This window comes from Corallococcus sp. AB011P (assembly GCF_003611605.1).
GTDB lineage: Bacteria > Myxococcota > Myxococcia > Myxococcales > Myxococcaceae > Corallococcus > Corallococcus coralloides.
Genome location: NZ_RAVX01000015.1, coordinates 126,034 through 144,869, shown reverse-complemented (window position 1 = coordinate 144,869; position 18,836 = coordinate 126,034). Strand labels below are relative to the sequence as shown.

Here is an 18,836-nt window from a genome sequence, read left to right as displayed (position 1 = left end):
AGGCACGCTGCGTCGCCGGGCAGGCTCGACAATCCCCTGCCCGAGCGGACGTGCGCGGCTACAGCTCCGCCTTCACCTGCGGCGCGGTGACGCGCAGGACATAGCGCCCCTTGCCGAAATTCCCGTCCGCGCGCAGGGCCAGCACCAGGAAGTACTCCGGCGTCAGCATGCGCATCACGGTGAGGACCTTCTCGCTGTTGACGGACACCTCGGTGACGGTGCCCGTCTTCAGGGATTCGGCCGCGTTCTTCAACTGCGTGAGCAGGTTGGCGTACTCCACCCAGGTGCCGGACACGTCCAGCTCCGTGGCTTCGTCCTTCTGGAACGTCTCCACGGAGATGCCGTCGAAGCCCATCACGCTGCACGCGAGGGCTCCGTCCACCTGGTTCACCACCGCTTCAAGGTGCGTGCGGAAGGCCATCTAGCCCCCAACGCCCGGGGCCGCCGGACCGGGCTGGCACGAGGGATATTGGCCGTCCTGACCGGCACCCGAACCACACGGGCCCGCGGGGATCGCAGGCGACTCGGTCCCGGCGCAGGTCGGAAGCAGGACGGGCGCATTGGCGACGTCGATGCCGTAGACGACCTCGTTCGACTCGAACTTCTTGCCGCCCGACGCGAACTTGCCCGTGACCTGAACGGTGACCCTCACCGTGGCCGTCGTGGTCCCGGACAGGGCCGCCCGCAGGGCCGCCGCGGCTTCCGAGGTCATCAGGTTGACCACCAGCCGGTTCTCGTCCGACGAGGGATTGATGACCGCCGTGTAGGGGACCTCTCCGTCGGGGATGTTGATGCTCGGCGTCGAGGAGTAGGACAGCTTCAGCGTGTCCACGAAGGCGGCGGCGGAACCTCCGATGTCGGTGTCCGGCTCCAGAGGGACGCCGTTCACGTCGATGGGCGTGCTCGCGTACGTCGACTTGACGACGAGCCCCAGCACGTAGGCGTTCCGGTAGGCCAGGTTGAGCGAACCACTTGCGATGCCGGTATCGTCAGGGCCGAAGTCGCAGCTGTCGTCCGGCTGGATGGTCTGGAGGATCTGGACGACGGGGGCGCTTTCAGAGCACGAGCAGAGCCCGAGCGACAGGGCCGCCGCGATGAAGAAGGGCTTCATTGGAGTGTCTCCCAATCAGGCGCGGTGCCGTTAGAGGCTCTGCGCGATGGTCTGCCGGTTGAGGATGCGGGGCGTGATGAAGATGAGCAGTTCCTGCCGCACGTCCGTCTCCAGGGTGCTCCGGAAGAAGAAGCCGAGCACGGGAATCTTCGCCAGGAAGGGCACCGAGTCGGACGAGGTGCTGCCGCGGCGCACGTAGATGCCGCCGATGACCGTCGTGTCGCCATCCTTCACCAGCACCTGGGTGTTGGCCTCCTTGCGCTGGATGGACGGCTGGCCGTTGGCACCGGTGTTGGACGGGTCCGGCTGGTTGTTCTGCGCCGCGATGGACATGAGGATGCTGCCGTCCTGGGTGATGTGCGGCGTGACTTCCAGCGACAGGCGCGCTTCCACGAAGGTCGTGTTCACGCCGCCGGCCGACGTCTGGCTGAACGGGATGGACAGACCCTGGCTGATGCGGGCCGTGTTGTTGTCCAGCGTGGTGACCTTGGGCGACGAGATGGTCTTCACCGTGCCCTCGGACTCCGCCGCGGACAGGCGCAGGTTGAGCTGCACGGCGCCGCCCGCGGAGCCGAAGGCGAAGCCCATGGCGCCACCGAGGCCCTGACCCACCGCCGCCGGCAGGTTCACCGCGAAGTTGGGCTGGGCCGGAACGCCCGCCGCCGTGCCGCCCGCGCCGCCCGTGACACCGACGGTGCTGGGGAAGATGAGGCCGGTCGGGTTGCCTGACGCGGCCGACAGACGCGTCTGACCGCCCCACTGCACGCCCAGGTTGCGGCTGAAGGAGGTGCTCGCCTCCACGATGCGGCTCTCGATGAGGACCTGCGGCGTCTGCGTGTCCAGGCTGCGCACCAGGGCGCGCGCCTTCTCCGTGTTGGAGCGGATGTCCTTGATGATGAGCACGTTGGTGCGCACGTCCACCGTCACCGTGCCGCGGTCACTGAGCACGTCCTTCACGCGCGCCGACATGTCACCGGCCACCGCGTAGTTCACCGGCACCAGGCTGACCAGCAGGTCCTCCTGCTGCTGCAGCGACTTCTTGCGCTCCTGGCGCAGCCGCGCCTCCTCTTCCAGCGTCTTCAGCGGCGCGATGCGGATGATGTTGCCCACCTGCTCCTGGCCCAGTTGCTTGGTGCGCAGGATGAGGTCCAGCGCCTGGTCCCAGGGCACGTTGCGCAGGCGGATGGTCACGCGGCCCGACACGTCGTCGGCCACGACGATGTTGCGCTTGGAGATCTCCGCGATGACGCGCAGCAGGTTCTGGATGTCGATGTCCTTGAACTCGAAGGACACGCGCTTGCCGCGGTAGCGCGCCTGCTGGGGCGCGCCCTCCGCCGCGTACGCCGGGGCCTCCGCCGTGAAGCCGGCGGTGCGCTGGGTGACGGCCACCTCCTCCGTCTTCACGCCCTGCACGTCCAGCCGCCAGCTCAGGCTGTTGGCGCCCTGGGTGACGTTCTCCTCGATGGCGCCGTCCGCGGCGACCACCAGGCGCACCTTGCGGCCCTCACCCGGCACGCTGAAGGCGCTGATCATCTTCACCGGCGTGTCCAGCGCGCTGGTGTCCAGGCTGCGCTCCAGCTTCTTGGGCAGCCGCGCGTTCTCCAGCGTCAGCACCGCGCTGCGCGGATCCGGCCGGTCCACCTTCCACGCCGTCGCGCCGGACAGCTTCAGCTGCACGCGACCGCCCGAGGGGCTCTCGTCGAAGGACAGGTCCTTGACCTCCACCACCGCCGGCTGCGGCGCGGCCTGCGCCACCGCGGGCTGCGGCTTCGCCGGCTCCTGCACGGGCAGGGGCTGCGGGCGCAGGGGCTCCGTCTCCGCCACCGCGTCGCGCGGCTGGGCGGGCTTGGACTTGCGCGCCACCGCGGCGCCCAGCACCACCTCCAGGCCGCGCTCGGCGCGGTCCACGCGGTAGGCGGGCATGTCGCCCTTGGCCACGAGCACCAGGCGCACCTTGTCCTCGTGGGCGCCCACGCGCACGTCCTTGAGCAGGTTGCCCTTCACCTTGGGCGCCTTCGCGCTCAGGCCCACGCCGTACACGTCCACGGCCAGGCGAGGCGGGTCCACCAGCTCCAGGACCTCATAGCGGGCGATCTCGCCGTCGGCGGCGACGCGCAGCGACTCGCCGTCCAGGGACAGCCGGGTGATGCGCTGGGCCGGGTGGGCCACCTCGCGCTCATCCGCCTCCGTGGCGACGACGTTCTCACGGCCCGGCGCCTGGGACGGGGCGGCCTTGGAGGACGTCCCCTCCTCCGGCACCACCGCCACCATCGCCTCTACCACCGGCGCGGGCTCGGCCTTCGGCGCGGGCTCGGCCGGCTTCGCTTCGGCCGGAGCCTGCGGAGCCTGGGCGGTCGCGGCGGCGGGGGCCACCGGCGAGCCGTCCACGGAGATGACCACGCGGTTGCCTTCCGCGCGGACGTCGTACTGGGAGGCCTGATCGAGCGCCACCAGCACGCGGCCCACGCTGGCGCGCGCGTCGGAGAACTGGGCGGCCACCACGCCGGACACCGGACCGGTGCCGTCATGGTGCCCCTTGATGCCGGTGGCGTCCGCGGACGACAGGTCCACCACCAGCCGCTCCGGCCCACTGAGCCGGAAGACGGTGAAGGTGGGCGGCCGGGTCCCGGTCACCACGACCTGGGCACCAGCCCCCGTCCGGGACACCTGCAGGTCCCTCAGCGTATTGAGATCCGCGCCGTACACCTTGGCGCTTGCCAGGACGACCGCCCATGCGGTCGCCATGAACCACTTGCCCCTCGTCACAGCGCTCTGCTCGAGCATGCGTCCCCTCAACAAGTTGGAAGCGGGCGACGACTGCCCGCGGGCGCGCCGTGGGGCGCTACTCCCAGTTCTTGCCCGTCATCAGGTTGTAGGCAGGGTCCTTCACGCCATCCGCCTTGAGCTGGAGACTCACCGGATTGCTGATGAGCTCGCCCTTGGCGCCCGTGAAGACCTCGGTGACGGTGACCGAGTCCCGGAGAATTTGTGTGACCTTGCCGCCCTGGCGCCCCACGCGGGTGTTGCGCCGGACGATGTGGCCGCGACCCAGGGGGTCCTCGACCATCGCCAGCGGGCTGGCGTCCCCCGTGACGACCGCCACCAGCTTGAGCTGGTCGAGGTCGAACACGCACAGGGGTTCGTTGCAGGCCCGCTCCGGTGCGTCACGCGCCACCGGCCCGAGCTCCTCCAGCGGACTGCGGAACGGGTCCCGCTTGCCCACCGGGCTATAGGTGTAGACGAACGTTGGCGCCGCCGACGCCTCGGTCTTCTCCGCCACTGGGGCCGGCGCGGGGGCGGCGGCCTTGGGGGGAGCAGTGCGTGGGGCCTTGGGCGTGTCCTCACAAGCGGACAGGGTCAGCGCCAGCACCGCAACGGTCATCGTGGATTTGAACGTCTTCATCCGCGTCATCCCTTGTCGCCCTTGTTGCCGGGCGGATCAAGTTTCTAGTTGCTCTTCTTCTTGTCGGAGGCCTTCTTGTCGGAGGCCTTCTTGTCGGAGGCCTTCGTGTCGACGAAGCGGAACGTCGTCGCCAGGAAGCTGCTCTGGAGGATGACCTTCTCGTTCTTCAGGGCCGCGCCATCGAGCTTGATGTTGTTGACGTTCACGATGCGGCGCATGTTCGCCATCTCCTGCAGGAACATGGCGATCTCGTGGTAGTTGCCGCTCACCGTCATCTTGATGGGGATGCGCGCGAAGAACTCGGTGCCCTCGACGTACTCCTTGCCGGGCTCCACGCGGGCGATCTCCAGGCCGGACTTCTTGCCGATGTCGTTGATCTGCGCGAGCAGCTCCTCCATGTCGCGCCGCTCCGGCAGCTCCGTGAGGGCCTCCGCCAGCTTCTGCTCGAGCACGTCCATCTCACGCCGGCGCTCGTTGAGGTTCTGGGCGATCTCGCTCTTCTCCGCGAGCTCCTGGTCGAGCTTCCGGCGGTCCGCCGCGCGGCGGATGATGTTCTCGTCCGTGGGCTTGATGAAGGAGAAGAAGTTGCCCACGGTCAAGATGACGACGATGGCCGCGAGCCCGCCGAACTTCGCCGCGGGGGGGGCCTTCGCCAGTTGATCCAGGTATTTTTCCATGACAGGGGTCCTTCGCCGCCAATCAGATGGCGTAGTTGGCGGTGAGGGTGAGCTTGAAGTCGACGAACGTCGCCGCGCCGGCGGAGGCGGCCTTGGACTGCACGGCGTTGGTCAGTTCGACGTTGCCGAAGAAGGGCTTGATCTCGTTCGCGGAGAACTCCTCCACGCTGGCGGTCTCCGTGTTGAAGAGCTCCACGCGCGACGTCTTGCTGGCGGTGCGGCCCTGGTCCACCAGGCGCCCCATGCCCTTGGGCGTCCACACCATGCTGCCCAGGCCGCGCATCAGCTCCGCGACCTCGTCGTGGCTGACGGCCGAGCCGTCGATGGTGACCTTGTTGGACGCCTCGACGAAGTTCTTGAGCCAGACCTTCTTGGGGATGGCCGAGGACAGCGCGTCCAGCATGCGCACCGGCCCGTTGCGGCCCTTGCGCAGCGTGTCCAGCACCGCGAGCTTCTTCTCCACTTCCGTCTTGCGGGCGTTGATGTTGGTCACCTCGCCGATGACCTTCTCCAGCTCCGCGATCTTCGCCTTCGTCTGGGCGATGCCCTGGTTGGCCCGCTGCAGCTCGTCGTCGCGGTTCGCGTACCAGACGTAGTTGCCGATCATCGCGGCGATCAGGACCGCGGCGTAGAGGGCCAGGATCTGCCGGCCCATCTCCCGCTTCTTCACCGCCCGGACGGGCAGCAGGTTGATTCGGATCATCATGTGCGTGATTTCCTCGTGGCCAGAGCGGTATCAGCCCAGCTTGTCGCCCGGGCGCCGGAGCGCCAGTCCCACTGCCACCGCGGCCATGGGCGCCACGTCCATGATGAACGCGGGGTCGAACTTGCGGTTGTCCACTTCAATCTTCCGGAACGGGTTGAGGATCTCCACCGGCACGCCGGTTCGCGCCTCGATGGTCTTGAACAGGGCGGGGATCTTCGCGGTGCCGCCGGACAGGTAGACCTTGGTGAAGTTCGAGTCCGCGGCGGTGCCCGCGTAGAAGTCCAGCGAGCGCTGGATTTCACCGGCCACCTGCTCCGCCACGCTGGAGAGCACGCGCTCCACGTCCTGCGGCACGACGGCGTCCGCGTCCGCGCGGTTGCCGCCGATCTTCAGCGCCTCCGCCTCCTCGTAGGAGACGTTGAGCTGCTTCTGGATCTCTTCGGTGAACTGGTTGCCGCCGATGGTCACGTCACGGGTGAAGACGGTGACGCCGTTGGCGATGATGTTGATGTTCACCACGGAGGCGCCGGCGTTGATGAGGACGACGGTCTCCTTGTCCGGCAGCTCGTAGTTCGTGGAGAACATGTTCTGGACGGCGAACGCGTCCACGTCCACCACCACCGGGGCCAGTCCCGCCTCGGAGACCACGGTGGTGTAGTCGTTGATCATGTCCTTCTTGGCGGCGACGAGCAGCACGTCCATCTGGCCGGTGGCGTCGTTGCCGCCGCCGTCCAGGATCTGCGTGTCGATGTTCACGTCCTTCACGTCGAAGGGGATGTACTGCTCCGCCTCCCACTGGATGCTCTCCTCGAGCTCTTCCTGGCTCATGCGGGGCATCTGGATCTTCTTGATGATGACCGAGTGGCCGGACACGCCGATGGCGACGTCCTTGCCCTTGACCTTCAGCTCGGACATCAGCTCCTGCACGGCCTGCACGATGGCCGTGGAGTTCATCAACGCGCCGTCCACGATGGCCTCGGGAGGCAGCGGCTTCATTCCGAAGCTCTGGAGCGCGTAGCCGACTTCACCGCGCTTGCGCTGCTCCTTGAGCATGATCATCTTGATCGACGTCGACCCGATATCCAGCCCGAGTGCCAGTTTGCCCTTCGCCATGCGTAACTCCATCGGAGAGGGCGCCAGCGTAGCACCGGCTTGATACCCCTCCTAAAAAGTGCTTGGCGCCCGGCCGCCCTGCGGACGGGAGAGCGCCGTGAAAGCCAGCCACGACCGCGCCCCCAGGCCCACCATCGCGGAGGCCCGATTTTCCGGCCCCGGCAGCGTTCCGTCAAATCGCGCCGGAGGATTCCTCGAGGGTTGCCCGCCGGGCGTCTCCCCTGCCCTCAGGTCCGGGCGCCCTCCGCGTCCGGGTCGATGCCGTACTCCTTGATCTTGTAGAGGAGCGCCCGGTGGCTGATGTCCAACACCTCCGCCGCCCGGGTGCGGTTGCCCTTCGTGCGCCGCAGCGCCGCCCGGATGTAGGACTCCTCCAGCTCCCGGATGGCGCGCTTGAGCGACAGGTCGCTCCCGGCCTGTAGCGGCGGAGCCGTCCCCGCCGGGGCGGGTGCGGAAGCCGCCCACAGCTTTTCCGGAAGGCTGCCGGGCGCGATGTGGGTGCCTTCCTCGAGCAGCACCGCGCGCTCCATGGCGTTCTCCAGCTCGCGCACGTTGCCCGGCCAGGCGTAGGCCGTCATCAGGGCCTCCGCCTCCGGGGTGACGCCCTCCACCGGAGGCTCGCGGTTGAGGTCGCGGTTGAAGCGCTGGAGGAAGGAGTGGGCGAGCAGCGGGATGTCCTCGCGGCGCTCGCGCAGGGGCGGCAGGATGAGGTTCACGACGTTGAGGCGGTAGTAGAGGTCCTCGCGGAAGTCGCCCTGGGTCACCAGCTTGCCCAGGTCGCGCAGCGTGGCGGCCACCACGCGCACGTCCACGCGCTCCACGCGGCTTTCGCCCACCGGGCGGATCTCCCCCTCCTGCAGCACGCGCAGGAGCTTCACCTGCGCGCCCAGGGGCAATTCGCCCACCTCGTCGAGGAAGAGCGTGCCGCCGTCGGCTTCCGCGAACAGGCCTCGGCGGGCGGTGCGCGCGTCGGTGAAGGCGCCCTTCGCGTGGCCGAACAGCTCGCTCTCCAGCAGGCCGTGGGGAATGGCGCCGCAGTTGACGGCGACGAAGGGCATGGCGGAGCGGCGGCTCTTTCCGTGCAGCTCGCGCGCGATGAGCTCCTTGCCCGTGCCGCTCTCTCCGGAGATGAGCACGGTGGTGTCCACCGGGGCCACGCGCGCCACCTGCTTGAGCACCGCCTGGAGCGCGGCGCTGTGCCCCAGGATGTGGCTACCCGAGGCGCCGGGGAGCCGGGCCTCGTGCAGCCGGCGGTTCTCGCGGACCAGCCGCTCGCGCTCCTCCGCCTTGCGCAGGACGAGGACGATCTCCTCTGGCTTGAAGGGCTTCTGGACGTAGTCGTAGGCGCCCGCCTGCACCGCCTCCAGCGCCTGCTCCTGGGAGCCGTATGCGCTCATCACCACCACGGTGAGGCCCGGATGCTCCGCGAGCGCGGCCCTGAGCACCGACAGCCCGTCGCGCTTGGGCATGCGCACGTCCGTCACCAGGACGTCATAGGCGCGCGTGGACAGCTCGCGCAGGGCCTCGTCCCCGTCTGCGACGGCGCGCACGTCGTAGCCCTTGTCGGTGAGCACCAGGGTGAGGATGTGGCGGATGGACGGCTCGTCGTCGGCGACGAGGACGGTGCGGAAGAGGGGCATGGGGGATGCCCATCATATGCCGTCCAGCCCCGCCGTCAGGCTGCTGGCAGCGATAGCCGGAAGCACGCGCCGCCGCCCGCTCCGTCGCGCGCGTCCAGCCGGCCGCCCATGCCCTGGGCCAGATTCAGGGACACCGCGAGTCCCAGGCCCGTGCCCTGCCGTCCCTTGGTGGTGAAGAACGGCTCGAAGAGGTGCGCGCGCACCTCCGGCGACAGGCCCGGGCCGCTGTCCTCCACCTCCACCAGGACGAGCGCGTCCTCGCGCCGGGTGGAGACGCGCACGCGGCCCTCGCCCCCCATGGCCTGGGCGGCGTTGAGCAGCAGGTTGATGAGGATCTGTGACAGGGGGCCCGGGTCCGCGCGGGCCAGCAGGCCGGGCGCCACGTCCAGGGCGACGTCCACCCGGTCCAGCTCCGGCCCGGCGCGCACCAGCCGCACGCACGTCTCCACCACCTGCCCCACGTCCACCGGCCCGGGCTGGGTGCTGGCCGGGCGGCCCAGGTCCAGAAGCCCCCGCACGATGCGGTCGATGCGCAGGACCTCATGGTCGATGCGCTCCAGGAAGTCCTTGAGCTCCGGCCCCTGCGCCCTGGAGCGGGCCAGGGAGAGGTAGCCCAGGATGCCCGCCAGCGGATTGCCCACCTCGTGCGCCACGCCCGCGGCCAGCTTTCCCACCGTGGCCAGGCGCTCGGAGGCGACGAGCTCCGTCTGCGCCCTCGCGAGCCGGGCGTTCGCCTCGCGCAGCGCCTCCAGTTGCGCGCGCGTGAGGGCCTGTTCCTGGCGCAGCGCCTCCGCCATGCGCTGGAGCTCGCGCTGGATGCGCGACAGGAACGGCCCCCCCTGCCCGGAGAGCGGCACGTCCAGCTGCAGCCGGCCCAGCTGCTCCACGGACTTCTCCATGGCGCGCAGCGGGCGGCCCACCGCCAGGTCCAGCACGCCATAGGCCAGCAGCGTCAGCACCAGCAGATCCAGCCCCAGCGCCAGCGGCAGGAAGGCGCGGATCCGCGCGAGGCTCTCCATGTCCAGAGACCCCGGCAGCGCCAGCCTGCGCGCCGTGTCCAGCAGGCGGATGAGCACCGGCTGCAGCGTCAGCCACGACAGGCCCGTGGACAGCGAGCCCAGGAGGAACGCCACGCTGGCGATGCGCCACTTCATCCCCGCACCGGCGCGGGGTTCCTCACTGCGTCCCTCCAAGCATCATCGCCACCTCCGGGGGCAGCACGCGCGCGAGCAGCGGCCCCAGGAGCATCACCTCCAGCCCCGCCAGCGCCAGCCATGGACCGAACGGGATGTTGGTGACCCCGGGCTCCCACTGATCCTCGCCCGTCTCCTCGTCCAGGGTCACGTCCGGGATGTCCTGTAGGAGCAGGCACGGAATCACCAGCGCCACCCGCTTCCACCAGGGCAATCCGGGCTTCGTGAACTCCCACGTCATCGTGGACGCGGGCTCCTCCGGCTCCTCGTCGGCAGGGGCCTTGGACGGATCCTCCTTCTCCTCGCCGCGAGGGCCTGCCCGGCCCGTGAGGGCGAGCATCGCCACGCCCACGATGGAGCCCTGGAACGACGAGAAGAAGAGGATGCCGAGCAGCGACTGCCAGCCGAGGAACGCCCCCAGCAGCGCGACGAGGAACTTGTCCCCGCCGCCCAGCGCCTCCTTCTTCAAGAGCTTCCAGCCCACGTACTCCATGAAGCGGAAGGTGAGGAAGCCCACCGACGCGCCCACCACCGCGTTCACCACCGCGTCCTGGCCCAGGGGAATGGCCAGCACGATGCCCGCCACGATGCCCGGCACGGTGAGCGACAAGGGCAGGATCCAGTGCTCCAGATCAATGAAGGTGAGCGGCACCAGCAGGAACACCAGCACCAGCGCGGGCACCAGCGCGTACGTCCAGTCAAAGCGCTTGAGGCACGCGAGGAAGAGGAGCCCCGTGAGCAGCTCCACCAGGACGTAGCGCGGGGAGATGGGCATGCCGCAGCCTCGGCACTTCCCGCGCAGCCCCAGCCACGACAGGACGGGGATGTTCTCGTACCAGGCGAGCACGTGCCCGCACTTGGGGCAGCGGGACCCGGGTCGCACGATGCTCAGCCCTTCGGGCACCCGTGCGATGACGACATTGAGGAATGAGCCGATGCACAGGCCGAGGATGAACAGGAAGAGGATGAAGAGGGGCTCGGCCCAGCCCGGCGCGTAGGTGAACGTCACGGGGCCGGAATCCTACCCGCCGCTTCCGAAGCTGGCGACTGCGCGATGGAGGACGAAAACCGTCAGCGTCAGTGACAAAAATTGGCAGGCCCGCCGGTGATCCACCCCCTGCCTCGGCCGCCTGCCCTGGGAATCCCGGTGGTTGGGCGAAGTGTTCGGCCTGGCACTCTTCATGCTAAGAGTTCGCACGTCGTTCAACCCCCCTCTGCCTGCCGCGGAGTTCCCAAACATGATGAACCGTCTCTTCCGGAAGAAGGGTGGCTTCACCCTGATCGAGCTGATGATCGTGGTCGCCATCATCGGCATCCTGGCCGCCATCGCCATCCCGAACTTCATCCGCTTCCAGGCGAAGTCCAAGCAGTCGGAGGCGAAGACGAACCTGAAGGCCATCTTCACGGCCCAGAAGGCGTACTTCGGAGAGAAGGACAAGTACCAGGTGAACTTCACGGTCATCGGCTTTGATCCCGAGGCCGGCAACCGCTACAGCTACGGCATGGCCACGGCCTGCAACACCCCCGTCAACGCGACCCCCACGGATCGCCGCCCGGGCGCCATCCTCGGCTGCATCGGCCAGGACGCGCTGAAGTTCCCCACGGGGCCGGCCGCCGCGGACGCCGTCAACGCGGTGGGCGTGAACCCGGACATCGACACGTGCCCGAACTGCTCGTTCAACGCGACGGCGATCGGCAACGTGGACAACGATCCCGAGGGTGACACCTGGGGCATCACGTCCAACACGGTCGCCGGTGAGGCCGTCGTGCAGAACCCCTGCGGCATCGACGAGGACACCCCGAACGGCCTGAACCTGGTCGCGGGCGAGCCCACCAACGCGTTCAACGACGTGAGCTGCGGCGGTTAATTCGCTGCACGCCGTGCAAGCCTGCCGGGCTCGCTTCATTTGATTCACCGAAGCGGCTCGACATGGCACAATCAACGGGGCGCCCGGGCATTTCGGGCGTCCCGTTGTCGTTTCGTGAGGCCATGCGAAAGCTGCCCCTGCTGCGATTCGTTCCGGGACTGCTGCTGGTAGCCCTCCTGTCCGCGCCGCCCGTCCCCCCGCGCAGGCAAGGCGGCGGTCCCCTGCTCCCACGCCCCGACCTGCTCAAGGCGCTGTTCACCGCGCAGAAGGGCCTGGTGACGGACTACTTCTGGATCCTCATGCTCAACCGCATTGGCAGCGCGGTCCGGGCGGAGGACTACCTCCACGTCTCCGACTACGCGGAGCTGGTGACGAACCTGGATCCGAAGTTCCGGCAGGCGTACCTCTACGGAGGCCTCACCATCCCCGTCTACACGGGCAAGGGCGGCTACCTCAACACGGCGGAGTCCACGGCCCTGTTGCGCAAGGGCGTGGCGAACGTCCCCCACGACCAGCCCCTGACCTTCCAGCTCGCGTACAACCTGATGTTCTTCGAGCGGAAGTACAAGGAAGCCGCGGACCTCATCCAGGAGATGTCCCGGTGGGAGGGTGCCCCGCCCTACTTCGCCGCGCTCGCGACGCGGCTGTACGCGCAGTCCGGTGACTTCGACGCGAGCATGTCGTTGACCCTGGCGCTGCGCGACAGCGCGGAGGACGAGGAGTCGCGCGCCTTCTACGAGCAGCGCATCCAGGAGATCCAGCAGGAGCGCGTGCTCCGGGGCATCGACGCGGCCATCGCCCGCTACCGCGCTCGCGAGGGACGCCTGCCCGACACGCTGCCCGCGCTGGTGACCGCGGGCGACCTGCGCATGCTTCCCGCGGATCCGCTGGGCGGGGAGTTCTTCCTGGGCGAGGACGGCCGGGCCTACTCCAACGCCTCCAGGTTCCGGCTGGAGCTCATCCAGGACGAGAAGGACGAAAGCGGCGAACGCATCCTGCCCAAGCCCCGGACGACCCAAGCGCCATGACGACACCCCATCCTGACGCCCCTCCCATCCTGGCCCAGGGGCTCGCCAAGACCTACAAGGTCGGCTTCTGGTTCAACCGCACCGTGCGCGCCCTGCAGTCGCTGGACCTCCAGGTGGGGGCCGGGCAGATCTACGGCCTGCTCGGACCCAACGGCGCGGGCAAGTCCACCACCATCAAGATATTGATGAACCTGGTGCGCCCCAGCAGCGGGGTCGCGCGCATCTTCGGCCAGCCGGTGGATGCGGCCTCCACCCGGCGGCTGGTGGGCTTCCTGCCGGAGAACCCCGCCCCGTACGAGTACCTCACGGGCCGGGAGTTCGTGACGCTGGCCGGACAGCTCGCGGGCCTGAGCGGCCAGGAGCTGGACGTGCGCGTCAAGGAGGTCCTGGGCTCCGTGGAGATGGCGGGCGCGGAGAAGCTGCAGATCCGCCGCTACTCCAAGGGCATGGTGCAGCGCGTGGCGCTGGCCCAGGCGCTGGTGAGCCGGCCGAAGCTGCTCATCCTGGATGAGCCGACGAGCGGGTTGGATCCGCTGGGCCGCCGCCAGATGCGCGACCTCATCCTGGCGGAGCGGGAGAAGGGCACCACGGTCCTCTTCTGCAGCCACATCATCCCGGACGTCGAGTCGCTGTGCGACCGGCTGGCGGTGCTGGTGGGCGGACGGCTGGTGCGCGAAGGCAGCGTCCGGGAGCTGGTGTCCGCGCAGGTGCCCACCGTGGAGGTCGTGGTGGAGGGCATGGCGCCGGACGCGGTGAAGGGGCTGGGCATTCCCCTGGAGTCGCTCCAGGCGCTCGATGGCCGCGTGCTGCTCCAGGTGTCGGACGTGGACACCCAGCGGCTCTTGAGCGGCGTGCTGGGCGCCGGGGGCCGGGTGAACCAGGTGCAGCCGGCGCGGTTCTCGCTGGAGCAGCTGTTCATGAACGCGCTCAAGGAGTCCGGGCGCGCGTCCACCGTGGGCGGGGAGATCAATACATGAGCGCCTTCAGCGCGATGATGTGGAATGGCTTTCGCGAGGCGCGCCGCAACCGGGTGACGGTGGTGGTGGGCGTGTTCGCCGCGGTGGTGCTGCTTTCCTCCACGCTGGTGACGGAGGTGACGGTCACCACGTTCGACCGCGTGCTGACGGACTTCGGCCTGGGGATGATGAGCATCATCCTCGTCTTCCTGGCGGTGTTCCTGTCGAGCAGCCTGCTCAGCCGCGAAATCGAGCGGCGCACCATCTTCCTGGTGGTGAGCAAGCCTGTGTCCCGCACGCAGTTCCTGCTGGCGCGGCTGGCCGGCACCATGCTGACGCTGGGCGCGCTGCTGGTGGCGATGACGCTCGTCTTCCTGAGTCAACTGCTGCTGTTCCGCGCGGAGATCACCTCCACGCAGCTGCTGGCGAGCGCGGGCCTGTGGTTCGAGCTGCTCGTCATCAGCAGCGTGGGCATCCTCTTCTCCAGCTTCGCGGGCCCGGCGGTGTCGGCCATCGCCACCACGGGCCTGTACTTCACCGGGCACCTGACGGGCGACCTCTACGCCATCGCCAGCCGCTCGGAGAGCACGTTCATCCAGGTGCTGGGCAAGACCATCTACTACGCGCTGCCCAACCTGGAGCGGGTGAACTTCCGTCCGCAGGCCACGTACGCGCTGCCGGTGGACGCCAGCACCTTCCTGTCCGGCGCGGCCTACAGCGTCGCGTGGGCGGGCGTGCTCATCGCCCTGGCCACCGTCATCTTCGAGCGGCGCGACTTCCGCTGACGTGAAGCACGGCGGCCCCGGGCTTCAGGCCCGGGGCGTCGGCTCGTCCATCTCGTCGGTGAGGCCGTGCTTGGCCAACCGGTAGCGGAAGGAGCGGAAGGACAGCCCCAGGAGCTCCGCGGCGCGCGTCTTCACCCCTTGCGCCTGCTTGAGCGCGGCCAGCAGGTGGCGCCGCTCGCTGTCGTCCAGGTGGCGCTCCAGGTTGAAGCCCGCCCCCATCGCGGGCTCGCCGGCCTCGCCGGAGCGGGCCTGGGGCTCCGCCTCGCCGCGCACCGTGGGCGGCAGCGTCGTGGGCCCCAGCAGGTCCGAGTCCGACAGCGTGGCCGCGCGCTCCACCATGTTCTGCAACTGGCGCACGTTGCCCGGGAACGCGTAGCGCTCCATCAGGGCCAGCGTCTCCGGGGCGAACCGCAGCGCAGGGCGGCCCAGCTCCTCCGACAGGCGCGCCAGGAAGTGGGTCGCCAACGGGGCGATGTCGTCCGGGCGCTCGCGCAGGGCGGGCAGCTCCAGGGTGATGACGTTGAGCCGGTAGAAGAGGTCCTCGCGGAAGCGCCCCGCCTTCACCTCCGCCTCCAACCGGCGGTTGGTGGCGGCGATGACGCGCGCGTGGAAGGGAATCTCCGCCGCGCTGCCCACGGGCTTCACCTTGCGCTCCTGCAGCACGCGCAAGAGCTTCACCTGCGTGGACAGGGGCATCTCCCCCACCTCGTCCAGCATCACCGTGCCCTCGCCCGCGGACACCAGCAGGCCCGGACGCTCGTGCGTGGCGCCGGTGAAGGAGCCCTTCATGTGGCCGAACAGCTCGCTCTCCAGCACGCCCTCGTTGAGGGCGCCGCAGTTGAAGGGCAGGAAGGGCTGGGCGGCGCGCTGGCCGCGCAGGTGGATGGCCCGGGCCACCAGCTCCTTGCCGGTGCCGCTCTCCCCCGTCACCAGCACCGTGCTGCGCCCCGGGGCCACCTTCTCCACCAGGTGCCACAGCGCGCGCATGCGGGGGCTGGAGCCCACCATCAGCCCGCCCAGGCCCGGCAGGAGCCGCTCCTTCAGCGTGATGTTCTCCTGGCGCAGCGCGCGCTTCTCCAGCGCCTTGTGCACCAGCTGCCGCAGCTCCTCGTTGTCGAAGGGCTTGCAGATGTAGTCGTAGGCGCCCTCGCGCATGGCCTCCACCGCGGAGGATGGCGTGCCGAAGGCGGTGATGAGCACCACCTCCGGCGGCTCCTTGCGCGCGCGCGCCGCCCGCAGCACGTCCAGCCCGCTGCCGCCGGGGCCCAGCTTCATGTCGGAGATGACCAGGTCCACGGAGTCCCGGGCCAGCACCTCGCAGGCGGCCGCCACCGCGGGCACGCTCGTCACCGCGTAGCCGTCCCGCACGAGCAGGATTTCGAGGTACTCGCGCATGGACAGCTCGTCGTCCACCACCAGCACGTGGCCGCGCGGGCCCCCCTCATGGAGCGCGCTCACAGCGGCAGCCCCACCAGGAATTCGGTGCCTTCGGCCGGGTGCGATGTCACGCGGATGGTGCCGCCGTGCGCGCGGATGAGGGAGTGCGCGGTGGACAGGCCCAGCCCGGTGCCACCGCTCCGCGTGGTGAAGAACGGTTCGAACAGGTGTCCCATCATCTCCTCCGTGATGCTGCCGGCCGAGTCCCAAACCCGAATCTGCGCTTCCTGGTCCGCCCGTGCCAGGGCCACGCGCACCGTGCCCCGCGCCCCCGCCGCCTGACAGCCGTTGCGCACCAGGTTGATAAGCACCTGGCGCAGCTGATCCGGATCCACCTGCGCCGTCAGCGGCTGGGGCACCCGCACCTCCAGGGTCACCTCGCGCGTGAGGGGGTCCGCGCGCAGCATGTCCACCGTCTCCGACACCAGCGTGTCCAGCGCCACCGCGCGGCGCTGCGGCTGGGGTGGGCGGGCAAAGCGCAGGAAGTCCTCCACCAGCCGCGCCAGCCGGTCCGACTCGCGCGTGAGGATGCCGGTGAGCCGCTGCACCACCGCGTCCTGCGACTGCTCCTGGGCCAGCAGCTGCGCGGAGCCGCGCATGGAGGCCAGCGGGTTGCGCAGTTCGTGCGCGAGCTGCGCGGAGAGTGTGCCCAGGCTCGCGAGCCGGTCCGTGCGCTTCAGGTCTTCCTCCATGCGCCGCAGGTCGGTGAGGTCCTGGAAGACGATGAGCAGCGCGCCCGCTTCACCCTCCAGGGGTGACACCGACAGGCCCAGCACCCGCTTGCCGCCCGGCGTCTGCACTGGCAGCTCGCTCCGGATGGAGCGCGGCGCCAGCGTGGACACGCCCGGCAGCAGCTTCTCCAGGGGCTGCCCCACGCACGCGAGGGCGTCCTCCTGGAGGATGCCGCTGCCCGCGGTGTTGAGGAAGGTGACGCGCCGGTGGACGTCGCAGGTGACGAGCCCGGACGGCATGGAGGACAGGATGAGCTGCTGGAGCCGCCCCAGCCGGCGCAGGTCCGCCTCGCTCTGGGACAGCGCGCCGCCGGTGGCGGACAGCTGGCGCGACAGGTAGCCGGACAGGACGGCGATGAGAACCAGCGCCAGCGCGTTGCTGCCCAGCACGAAGAGCACCCGCGAGGGCGACACCATGACGCTGCCCGCGGGCGTGGTGAGCCCCATCACCAGCAAGAGCGCGGTGAAGGCGAACGTGGACACGGCCGCGGCCACCAGCGCGCCGCGCCAGTCCAGCACCACCGCCGCGCCGATGACGGCCAGGCTGTAGAGGAACGTGAGCGGGGAGTCCGCGCCGCCGCTCAGGTAGACGAGCCCGGTGGCGATGAGCACGTCGCCCACCACCTGCACCGTGGCGTCCAGGCGCCCGGCCGTGCCCCGGCGCAGCCGCAGGCCCGTCACCACGGTGAGGAGGTAGGCGCCCGCGATGACCGCGAACGACAAAGAGTCCGCGCGGCTGGGCTCCTGCACGGGCTGGGTCACCAGCCGCACCACCGTCACGACGAGCGACAGGCTCGCCGCCACGGTGCGGAACAACACCAGCCACACCAGGCGCGAGCGCAGCCCCGGGGCCACGCTTCGCGCCGTGCTTCGTGCCACCGCGTTACTTGATCGCGCCGGCAAGCGAGAAGATGGGCAGGTACATGGCGATGAGGAAGCCGCCGACCACGCCGCCGAGGAACACCATCAGGATGGGTTCGATCATCGACGTCAGCGCGCCGATGGCCGTGTCCACTTCGTCGTCGTAGAAGTCGGCGATCTTGTTGAGCATGGTGTCCATGGCGCCCGTCGCCTCACCGACGCCAATCATCTGCACCACCATGGACGGGAACACCTTGGTCTCCAAGAGCGGCCCCGCGATGTTCTTGCCCTCGGCGATCTTCCCGCGCACGTAGTAGATGGCCTCTTCCACCGTGCGGTTGCCGGCCGTCTTCGCCGTCACGTCCAGCGCGTCCAGGATGGGCACACCAGAAGAGATCATCGTGCCCAGGGTGCGCGTGAAGCGCGCCACCGCCACCTTGCGAAGCACGTCGCCGAACAGGGGCAGCTTGAGGAAGGTCTTGTCCCAGAACTTGCGGCCCCTGGGCTGGCGGTAGCTCCAGGTGAAGGCGAAGACGATGGCGCCGATGGCCACGACGGTGTGGAGGAAGTACGCCTGGGCGAACTTCGACATGTCCACGACGACCTGCGTGGGGCCCGGCAGCGCGGAGCCGAAGTCCGAGAACATCTTCTCGAAGACGGGCGTCACCTTGAGCAGCAGCAGCGCCGTCACGCCGATGGCCACCAGGATGACCACCGTCGGGTAGGTCATGGCGCCCTTGACCTTCGCCTTGAGCTTCTCGTTCTTCTCACGGTAGGCGGCGAGCCGGTTGAGGATGGTGTCGAGGATACCGCCCACCTCGCCCGCGGCGCACAGCTGCACGTAGAGCTCGTCGAAGACCTTGGGGTGCTCCTTCAGCGCGTCCGCGAAGGTGCTGCCCTGCTCCACCTTGCTCTTGATGGCGAACACCACCTTCTTGAAGGCGGGGTTGTCCATCTGGCTGGCCAGGATGTCCAAGCACTGCACCAGCGGCAGGCCCGCGTCGATCATCGTCGCGAACTGACGGGTGAAGATGAGGATGTCCTTGCCCGTCACGCCGCCCATGCCGGGCAGGGTGATCTCCCCGTCGAGCGCGCTCTTCTTGCGCACCTTCGTCGGGTTGAGGCCCAGGGACTTCAGGCGCGCGTTGACGGCCTCGACGTCCGAGGCCTCCATCTCGCCCTTCTTGTTCTCCCCGCTCTTGGTCTTCGCCTCCCAGAGGAACTGGGCCGTGTTCTTCTTGGACGCTGTCGCCTTCTGCTGCACTGCAGGTGCTGCCATGACGGGACCTCCGGGGAGGGCGAGGAGTCTAACCTGTGATTTTCATGC

17 protein-coding genes are annotated in these 18,836 nt (G+C 69.2%); 4 read left to right on the top strand and 13 right to left on the bottom strand.

Annotation, left to right across the window (positions count from 1 at the left end; all coding sequences use genetic code 11):
• Positions 1-58 precede the first annotated feature (58 nt).
• From D7X30_RS29620 to D7X30_RS29575, 10 genes are all read right to left on the bottom strand, one after another.
• Positions 59-421 (bottom strand): hypothetical protein, encoded by a 363-nt coding sequence (locus D7X30_RS29620; RefSeq protein ID WP_120566331.1) that lies wholly within the window; start codon positions 419-421, stop codon positions 59-61.
• Entirely contained in the window at positions 422-1,111 is a 690-nt protein-coding gene (locus tag D7X30_RS29615) for a hypothetical protein (RefSeq protein WP_120566330.1), read from the bottom strand.
• A 30-nt stretch (positions 1,112-1,141) separates the two neighbouring features.
• On the bottom strand, positions 1,142-3,895 hold the full coding sequence (pilQ, locus tag D7X30_RS29610) for a type IV pilus secretin PilQ (protein ID WP_120566329.1): 2,754 nt from the start codon (positions 3,893-3,895) through the stop codon (positions 1,142-1,144).
• Between the two features lie 58 nt (positions 3,896-3,953).
• Positions 3,954-4,514, bottom strand: coding sequence for a pilus assembly protein PilP (locus tag D7X30_RS29605; protein ID WP_199724574.1), 561 nt, complete (start codon positions 4,512-4,514; stop codon positions 3,954-3,956).
• A gap of 44 nt (positions 4,515-4,558) precedes the next feature.
• Positions 4,559-5,191, bottom strand: coding sequence for a type 4a pilus biogenesis protein PilO (locus D7X30_RS29600; RefSeq protein WP_120566327.1), 633 nt, complete (start codon positions 5,189-5,191; stop codon positions 4,559-4,561).
• Between the two features lie 22 nt (positions 5,192-5,213).
• Complete coding sequence (locus D7X30_RS29595; RefSeq protein WP_120566326.1) at positions 5,214-5,897, bottom strand: PilN domain-containing protein; 684 nt, start codon at positions 5,895-5,897, stop codon at positions 5,214-5,216.
• Positions 5,898-5,927: 30 nt separating this feature from the next.
• A complete protein-coding gene (gene pilM, locus D7X30_RS29590) occupies positions 5,928-7,010 on the bottom strand; it encodes a type IV pilus assembly protein PilM (RefSeq protein ID WP_014399064.1) in 1,083 nt (360 codons plus the stop codon).
• A gap of 227 nt (positions 7,011-7,237) precedes the next feature.
• Positions 7,238-8,650 (bottom strand): sigma-54 dependent transcriptional regulator, encoded by a 1,413-nt coding sequence (locus D7X30_RS29585; protein WP_120566325.1) that lies wholly within the window; start codon positions 8,648-8,650, stop codon positions 7,238-7,240.
• Positions 8,651-8,685: 35 nt separating this feature from the next.
• Positions 8,686-9,804 (bottom strand): sensor histidine kinase, encoded by a 1,119-nt coding sequence (locus tag D7X30_RS29580; protein ID WP_120566324.1) that lies wholly within the window; start codon positions 9,802-9,804, stop codon positions 8,686-8,688.
• A 22-nt stretch (positions 9,805-9,826) separates the two neighbouring features.
• On the bottom strand, positions 9,827-10,852 hold the full coding sequence (locus tag D7X30_RS29575; RefSeq protein ID WP_120566323.1) for an A24 family peptidase: 1,026 nt from the start codon (positions 10,850-10,852) through the stop codon (positions 9,827-9,829).
• Between the two features lie 229 nt (positions 10,853-11,081).
• Here D7X30_RS29575 and D7X30_RS29570 point away from each other — a divergent pair, with 229 nt between their 5' ends.
• The 4 genes from D7X30_RS29570 (at position 11,082) to D7X30_RS29555 (ending at position 14,480) form a co-directional block, all read left to right on the top strand.
• On the top strand, positions 11,082-11,711 hold the full coding sequence (locus tag D7X30_RS29570) for a type IV pilin protein (protein WP_120566322.1): 630 nt from the start codon (positions 11,082-11,084) through the stop codon (positions 11,709-11,711).
• Between the two features lie 122 nt (positions 11,712-11,833).
• Positions 11,834-12,739, top strand: a complete 906-nt coding sequence (locus D7X30_RS29565; protein ID WP_120566321.1) for a pilus assembly protein PilG — start codon at positions 11,834-11,836, stop codon at positions 12,737-12,739.
• A complete protein-coding gene (locus tag D7X30_RS29560; protein ID WP_120566320.1) occupies positions 12,736-13,716 on the top strand; it encodes an ABC transporter ATP-binding protein in 981 nt (326 codons plus the stop codon). Before D7X30_RS29565 ends, D7X30_RS29560 begins: the two co-directional genes overlap by 4 nt.
• Positions 13,713-14,480, top strand: coding sequence for an ABC transporter permease (locus tag D7X30_RS29555; protein WP_120566319.1), 768 nt, complete (start codon positions 13,713-13,715; stop codon positions 14,478-14,480). The genes D7X30_RS29560 and D7X30_RS29555 overlap by 4 nt, the downstream gene beginning before the upstream one ends.
• 24 nt (positions 14,481-14,504) lie before the next feature.
• Here the strand turns inward: D7X30_RS29555 and D7X30_RS29550 are convergent, their stop codons facing one another.
• Genes D7X30_RS29550 through D7X30_RS29540 form a run of 3 tightly spaced genes read right to left on the bottom strand, consistent with a single transcriptional unit; the run spans position 14,505 to position 18,788 of the window.
• Positions 14,505-15,938 carry a sigma-54 dependent transcriptional regulator gene (locus tag D7X30_RS29550; protein WP_120566318.1) on the bottom strand — a complete coding sequence of 478 codons (1,434 nt, stop codon included), beginning with the start codon at positions 15,936-15,938 and terminating at the stop codon, positions 14,505-14,507.
• A complete protein-coding gene (locus D7X30_RS29545) occupies positions 15,935-17,527 on the bottom strand; it encodes a nitrogen regulation protein NR(II) (RefSeq protein ID WP_233591856.1) in 1,593 nt (530 codons plus the stop codon). Before D7X30_RS29545 ends, D7X30_RS29550 begins: the two co-directional genes overlap by 4 nt.
• Before the next feature lie 4 nt (positions 17,528-17,531).
• Complete coding sequence (locus tag D7X30_RS29540; RefSeq protein ID WP_120566317.1) at positions 17,532-18,788, bottom strand: type II secretion system F family protein; 1,257 nt, start codon at positions 18,786-18,788, stop codon at positions 17,532-17,534.
• Positions 18,789-18,836: the final 48 nt, after the last annotated feature.